This is a genomic window from Verrucomicrobiales bacterium (assembly GCA_016793885.1).
Taxonomy (GTDB): domain Bacteria; phylum Verrucomicrobiota; class Verrucomicrobiia; order Limisphaerales; family UBA11320; genus UBA11320.
In genome coordinates this window covers 1-6329 of record JAEUHE010000204.1, presented here as the reverse complement: position 1 = coordinate 6329, position 6329 = coordinate 1, and the positions used below count along the sequence as shown (strand labels likewise).

Below are 6329 nucleotides of genomic sequence, written 5' to 3'. Positions count from 1 at the left end.
CCGCTAGTTCTTCTAGGGTGGCGTTCTCAGCATTCGGATGTACCTCGAGCGCGCGCAACACTCAGGTTCAACCATAACCCGGCAAAAAGTACCAGTTTTATTTTCAACTATTTCGGAAATCTTTTTTGGCAATCGCTATAGATAGCCACTGTAGAGCACGTAAAGACGGCTGCGGGAGACGCCAAGTTGTTTAGCCGCTTGGGAAGCCGTCAAAGTGCTTTCGCGAAAAGCTTTAAGAACATGACGAACAAAACGGCTGGGATGCCGGTGGAGGAGTTGTTGATACTTTTCAGAGCGACAGACCTTACCCGGCGAAGCCGGCCCTCCGGCCAGTCTTTTCGGTCGTCTTCGCTACGCTCCGACTTCCCTCAAAGACTGGCCGGAGGGCCGGTGCCATTGGTGCTCATCCCTATCTTTGTCCTGCTTTGCTAACTACAGATTTTGTCCTGCTTTGCTTTCACCGCGACAAGGGAGAATGATAGTTCAGTGGCGAGTGCCCGAAGGTTGTCCTAGTCAACGACACCAACCTCGATATTTTTCGATATTTTTCGACTTGCAGAAACCTTTAATCTTGTCAAAGAATTGTGCGTGTTATGTTTCGATGACATGTCCAAAAAAGACTGCCAAGAAAATGCCCAAATTAGCAAATGCCGGTGTCTGGTTTTGAGGCCGACCCCGGAGCTAAGCTATGATTGTGGCGAAAGGGTGTGGGTGATAAACCCAAACCACAGCGACACACAATGAAAGCCAAACGGAAAAGACCGCAATGGACACGGAAATCCGGATCAGTTAGAAAGTTAGACTTTTCGGGATTCGTTGGGCATGAGAACCCAATAGAACCATGAGCAAGACGAAACGAAGGCGATATACCGGAGCCTTCAAAGTGAGGCTGCCCAGTCCGTCTCGACGATCCATTGTGCTCCCCTCCTATTTCGAGCTTTCAACGGGGTTGGTAAGCAACCTTCCTGAGCGGTTCGCCTGAGAAGGTATCAGACAATATCAGACAGTCCGGCTTCGGTAATCTTCGTTTTTCTTCGAGGTGTGAAAAATGGGATGCCGAAGCAAGTGGCTGATTTCGAGCTGCTAAGCGGATTTTTGCGAAATCATCCGAACGGCGGTAACGGATTCGTAAACCGTAGGTCAAGGGTTCAATCCCCTTCTTTGGCTCCATTTTTTGCATCGATGCAAAAAATGCCACGCCATAGCTCCTCCGAGGAGCGACGGCGGGCGGGCCACATCAGCTCAGTTACTCCTGCTCGTCCGCACGTTTTCCGTCCTGCCCTTCTCTGATCGTCGTTGCACAACCAGTTTTCGATCGCTCAAGTCATGTAGTAGCAGCGAGAGCGATCCATCAGCATGAGAGACTAACGTCCTCCGCACCTTTGCCTGGAGGTTGCCTCAAGGGGTGGGTTGCGGGTTTCTAGGGCTTGAATTGCGGGATCACTCGCAGCATGAATTCGTTGAACAGCGGTACCGTGAATGCGATGTCTCCATGCGCGGGACTATAGATCATCCCCTTCTTTATCAACTTGGCTCGGACCGGCCCTAAGCTGCTGATCTTGACCCTCAAGGCATCGGCGATGTCGCCTGTCCGTTGGGGACCTGAACCAAGACCCGCGATGGCCCGAAGGAAGTTCTTTTCGCTAGGTGTAAGGCGGTCGAAGCGGACTCGGAAAAAGTTCTGATCGAGGCGGGGAATGACTTTTTCCGTGGCCGCTTCGACGATGGGCTGAGTTATCGGACTTGCCTGTGCCAGATTCCATGACTGATAGCCCCATTCCTGGAGGAAGTAGGGATAGCCTTTGGTAAGACGAAATACCTCGGCCAGGGCGGGAGCTTCGAACACGACCCCTGCCGCTTGCGCCGGTTCGCGTAGAGCCTTGGCAGCGTCCTCTTTAGAAAGCGCACCGATATCCGGGAAATTAAAGAGCCGCTCGGCGTATGATTTGGATTCGCCAGCTAGGCCGGGAAGGATGGGCAGGCCCGCGCCTAGCAGCACTAAGGGAAGCTGGCGTTGTTGCACCTTGTGCATGGCCATGATGAGCGCGCCTAGTTCCTTCTGATTAAAGTATTGAACCTCATCGATCAAAACGGCTACCGCGTTTTTTCTCTCCTCCGCAGCTTCGGCAACCGCCACAAAAAGATTGGGCAGATCAATTTCGATATCACCGCTATCTGCGGTTCCCTTTTCCGGGTCGATGTCCAAACCAAACGAAACATCTCCTACCTCAACCTTGAGGCTCCCTATGAAACTCCTTAGAACCGCTAATCCCCTTTTCACCTTGTCTCCTACCCCTGCGGCTCGGTCCAAGTCGTAGAGAACGGTCCGAAGATATGGAGCGATCAGCCGTCCGAGCGTTTTGTCTTCGTGAGCCTCGATCGCGATGGTGCGATACCCCTGCGAGCTTGCAATGCGCTCGATCTCGTTTAGCAGAACGGTTTTTCCTACCCCCCGAAGCCCGGTCAACAGCATGCTCTTCTCCGACTTCTTCGCTTTGACTCGCCCTAACAGAACCCGTGCTTGGGAAAGAATAGGATCTCGGCCGACGAGCTCTGGGGGAGGCGAACCCGCACCGGGTGCGAATGGATTCTTGATAGGGTCCATGTTTGATGTATATCTATCTATACAATATTATACCTGAAATCGAGTATATTTTGTTACAAATGCTCAACCTAGGGATCAACCTTCGCCTGCTCGTAGTGTCCGAAATTCGAAAGGACCGAATCAGTTGATATTGTGGAGATTGCGAGAGGTGTGGAAGTTGTCAGTTCCAAAGCAAAGCCGGTCATTTTCGACCGGCAAAGGGATATTCCTCCGATGACTCCGTTGTCGTTTCTGCTGGTTGGCTTTGCCGGGTGGATGAACCGCCGGCAGCAAGCAGTCATCGAATGCCTGCAGCGGCCATCGACTTCTTCACCGCTGAGGTGTGGACTCCCGCGAGGTTGGTTCGTTACCGCGTCCTTGCGGGAAGCGGTTTCTCAGTTCGTTGAACACTATCATCAGGAACGAAACCATCAGGCCCTCGACAACCAAATCATCCGTCCTGAGTTTGCGGAGTTCCCCGCCCAAGGTTCGGTGCACCATCGTCAAAGGCTCGGCGAGCTTTTGCACTACTACTCTACTACCGTAAAGCCGCAAGAAAGTGCCCTCGTTTGAATTTGTGGAAACTACGGGTGAGGAGACTGCTTCCGCAGCTGGGCTCGGATTTTACAATAACGGTTAATGGTCTCTGGTATCGCCTTGAGCATCAGCAGACCGATCCGGTTTAGTGTCTTTAATGCACGATCACTGATGTGGGCAAATCCGAGAAAGAGGGTGCCGCCGGGCTGTCTGGATATGGCTTCCGCAAACTCATCGGTAAAGTTTTCCAGACCGTTCAAATTGAGGAAGAACCCCCGATCGCCACCGAAGCAATGCTGTCCATACCGGTCCCATTTCGCTCGGTGCTCGCCTAAACAATCCAGAACTTCAACCTGAAGACATTTTAAGCCCGGCAGATGTAGTGGATATGGATGTCTCGCAAGCGCACGGGCCCCCGAAATTGACAGACCTGTCAGACCGCGGAGCAGCAACTGTGTCCGGTGAGTTGCTAATAACTCGAGTGCTCGATCCGAGAGCTCTGATACGCCGCTCAGATCGAGAGCCGCGCCGGTATGCTGGGCCAGATGGGCCGCCGACGCTTCCGAGAGCGAGCGAACTCCTGGCAGAATCAACGCTCCGGGGTATTGTTTTAGCACTTCCGCCAACGATTCGGGGATCTCGGTTAATCCAGGAAGCTTGAGGCTCCAGTATTCCCGTGCGCTGATGTTCGAACCTCGATGGAGAACAAGTGCCTCCGCTGCCTCTACGCTCAGTTGGCTCAACGTGGAAGGGAAATTCAAGGAAGCGATGTCTCGGTCCGCACAGAGACTTGCAACATGCGGACTGAGTTCGGTCAGTCCGTTTAGGCTGATGTCTAAGTTTTCCTTCCTCAGCAAAATGTTCAGGACCGATTCTTTGGGCGCGTTGAGCCCCAACAGAGACAATTTCCCAGGACCACAGAGCTCCAGAAACGTGACCGGATATTCCGCTAGCACTCGAGCTGTGTCTGTGTCGAGATGAGAAAGTCCGGAAAGATTAAGTGAGGGTCCTTGGTAATTGCGGAGTTCCCGAGCCTCTTCCGTGGAGAGCGAGGTGATCTTGGACAACTGCAGGCCCCACCGGCATTTCGCCAGTTCCCTGGCGACATCGGTGGAAAGGGAAGTCAGTCCGCTGCAGTCCAGTGGATACTCAGAGCATGCGATTGCCCTGGCGGTCTCGGGAGATACCTCGCGGATCCCCCATAAACGCCAGTGTCTGTGACCTGCGGCCATGGCCGAGGCTGTCCTCTCACAGAGCGTTGTCAGTGAATTGAGCTCGATCGGCAAACCGTCAACGTGGCACAGCGCTTCTGCCGCTTCAGGCGTGATCGAACTCAGCGATCGGAACAAAATTCCAAAGCGACGATCCATCTCCGCCATCGTCGAGTGTAGATCCTCGACAACCGGGATTGTGCCGCTGTTTTCCTCCTGCATTCGATCCAGCAAACTCGGGTGTATGCCGTGGCCAGCATATCGAGATAAAACGGAGGCTGCCTCAGTACTTAAATAATTCAGGTTCTCGAAAAGCAAAAAGTTGGGGTGGGTACGAATCAGGGCCTCAGCGGAGTCAGGGGTTACAACGGTCAGTCCTGTAAGGTTCAGATCCGACGGATGTAGCTCCAGGGAACGAAGCTTCGGTTGGCTAAGGACGGAGAGACCCGAGAGTCGAAACTTGGTGTTTGGTTGCGACGCGGCCTGCGCCAGCAAATGAAAGGCACCGTCGGAAATTTGGTCGCAGCCATCGAGAGTCGTTGTTCCTGTCCTAAGCGCCAGCAGGGCGGCTAAATCCTCATCTAGCCGTTGGATGCCGTTCAGCTGAAGTTGAGCGGGCGATTCGGGGCGTGACAGGATCTTGGCCGCAGCCATCGGTAACTCGGTTAGCCCGGAGAGATCCAGCCTCTGTCGGTTTGACGCCAGGCTAGGAAGGGATTCCAGGGGAAGATGAACGATGCCCGAGAGCACCAGCGAGCCAGTTCCTGCCGCTAACTTTTGCAGGGTCTCATTGGTCAGCGAGCGAATGCCGCCGAGGTGAAGCGTGCCGGTGTGTCGCGCGAGCGCGGACGCGAGATCTTCCGTCGTTGTTTGGAGTCCTGAGAGGTTCAAGGGGCCAGAATGTGCGGAAAGAGCTAGTGCAGATTCGACAGAGAGCGTGCGCAATCCGGACAGATCCAACGTTTGATGTGGATTCTGGGCGAGAGCGTGGGCGACCTCAGGAGAGAGATCTTCAAGACCTGACAAATCGAGTCCGGATGTGTCGCAAAGTCCTAGCGACTGAGCGAGATCAATGGACAGGCTCCTCAGCCCGGAGAGACAGATAAACCCACTGCCTTCCTCGAGATCATGGTCTAGGATCCGAGTCACGATGCGAATCGCTTCGGGTTCGACATCCTGGAATTCTGACAGGTCATTGTAGAAGCGCGCATGAAGATCCCAAGCGAGTTTCGCCGTTAGTAAGCTGGTGCAAGTTGGTCCTTCGTGTCCTGATGCGTTCATCGTCGATCCCTTTCCAGAGTGGTATGAGTTGTTTTGCAGCCAAGTCAACTGAGTAGGTTGAGTGATCTATCGGCACCCTGGTCGGAGTGGGGCGATCAGCCCAGCGGTATGGCCTCTTAGGTAGACCGCAAGATCTCCCCTCCAAGATTCGTTGCCTCACTTGTTGCGGACTTAATTGCGATTGCAGAACGGGCCGAGGTGCCACCGTAGGGATCTCGGCAGTGTTTCCTCGGCTGCCCGCTCTGTGGATTCCACATTTTAGGGAGTGGACAGCTGGGCGGTCTGGTGCCTACCGTCTTCCCATCCGCTGGCGATCATGCAAGGTAATTTTACCTAACATGATAGAACCCGACATGGATGTCGGGGCTCGGGAGAAAAGAATATGGGAAAGACAAACATGGATCGTTGTCGTTCTTACCTTGGTTGCTTGGGATCTATCGATCCATCGAAGCATTCTCCTGGCGAGTGTTGCCGCCGACGTGACGAGCGATCGTGTGCGGCCGGGTACTGGCTGATGATGTGGATATGGCTGGCCATGAGCCTACAGAGCACCTGTGCCGAGCCCTGGAAGGTTCTGAAGCCTGAGATCTTCGCTGCGGACCCGCACGCCGTTTACTCCAACGAGGCTGGTGAATTCGTAGTTCTGGGCGATCGAGGTCTGATGGCTCGTTCTAAGAATCTGGTGGACTGGTCGGTGGAACATCCGAACCCAGACG

The 6329-nt window shown here is 54.0% G+C and carries 5 protein-coding genes and 1 tRNA gene; 4 read left to right on the top strand and 2 right to left on the bottom strand.

All coding sequences use genetic code 11. The features are described from left to right. The first annotated feature begins 841 nt into the window (after positions 1-841). Positions 842-982 carry a hypothetical protein gene (locus JNN07_23685; protein ID MBL9170754.1) on the top strand — a complete coding sequence of 47 codons (141 nt, stop codon included), beginning with the start codon at positions 842-844 and terminating at the stop codon, positions 980-982. Positions 983-1055: 73 nt separating this feature from the next. Then, positions 1056-1170: transfer RNA gene (locus JNN07_23680), tRNA-OTHER, on the top strand. A 250-nt stretch (positions 1171-1420) separates the two neighbouring features. Here JNN07_23680 and JNN07_23675 read toward each other — a convergent pair. Next, positions 1421-2605 carry an ATP-binding protein gene (locus tag JNN07_23675; protein MBL9170753.1) on the bottom strand — a complete coding sequence of 395 codons (1185 nt, stop codon included), beginning with the start codon at positions 2603-2605 and terminating at the stop codon, positions 1421-1423. 213 nt (positions 2606-2818) lie between these two features. On the opposite strand from JNN07_23675, the gene JNN07_23670 reads away from it, so the two are divergent. Further along, positions 2819-3157: a hypothetical protein gene (locus tag JNN07_23670; GenBank protein MBL9170752.1), complete on the top strand. Its 339-nt coding sequence runs from the start codon at positions 2819-2821 to the stop codon at positions 3155-3157. 11 nt (positions 3158-3168) lie between these two features. Here the strand turns inward: JNN07_23670 and JNN07_23665 are convergent, their stop codons facing one another. Next, positions 3169-5613, bottom strand: a complete 2445-nt coding sequence (locus JNN07_23665; protein MBL9170751.1) for a hypothetical protein — start codon at positions 5611-5613, stop codon at positions 3169-3171. Positions 5614-6148: 535 nt separating this feature from the next. Between JNN07_23665 and JNN07_23660 the strand changes: the two genes are divergently transcribed. Continuing rightward, positions 6149-6329, top strand: a 181-nt coding sequence (locus JNN07_23660) for a hypothetical protein (protein ID MBL9170750.1), incomplete at its 3' end; no start/stop codon positions are given.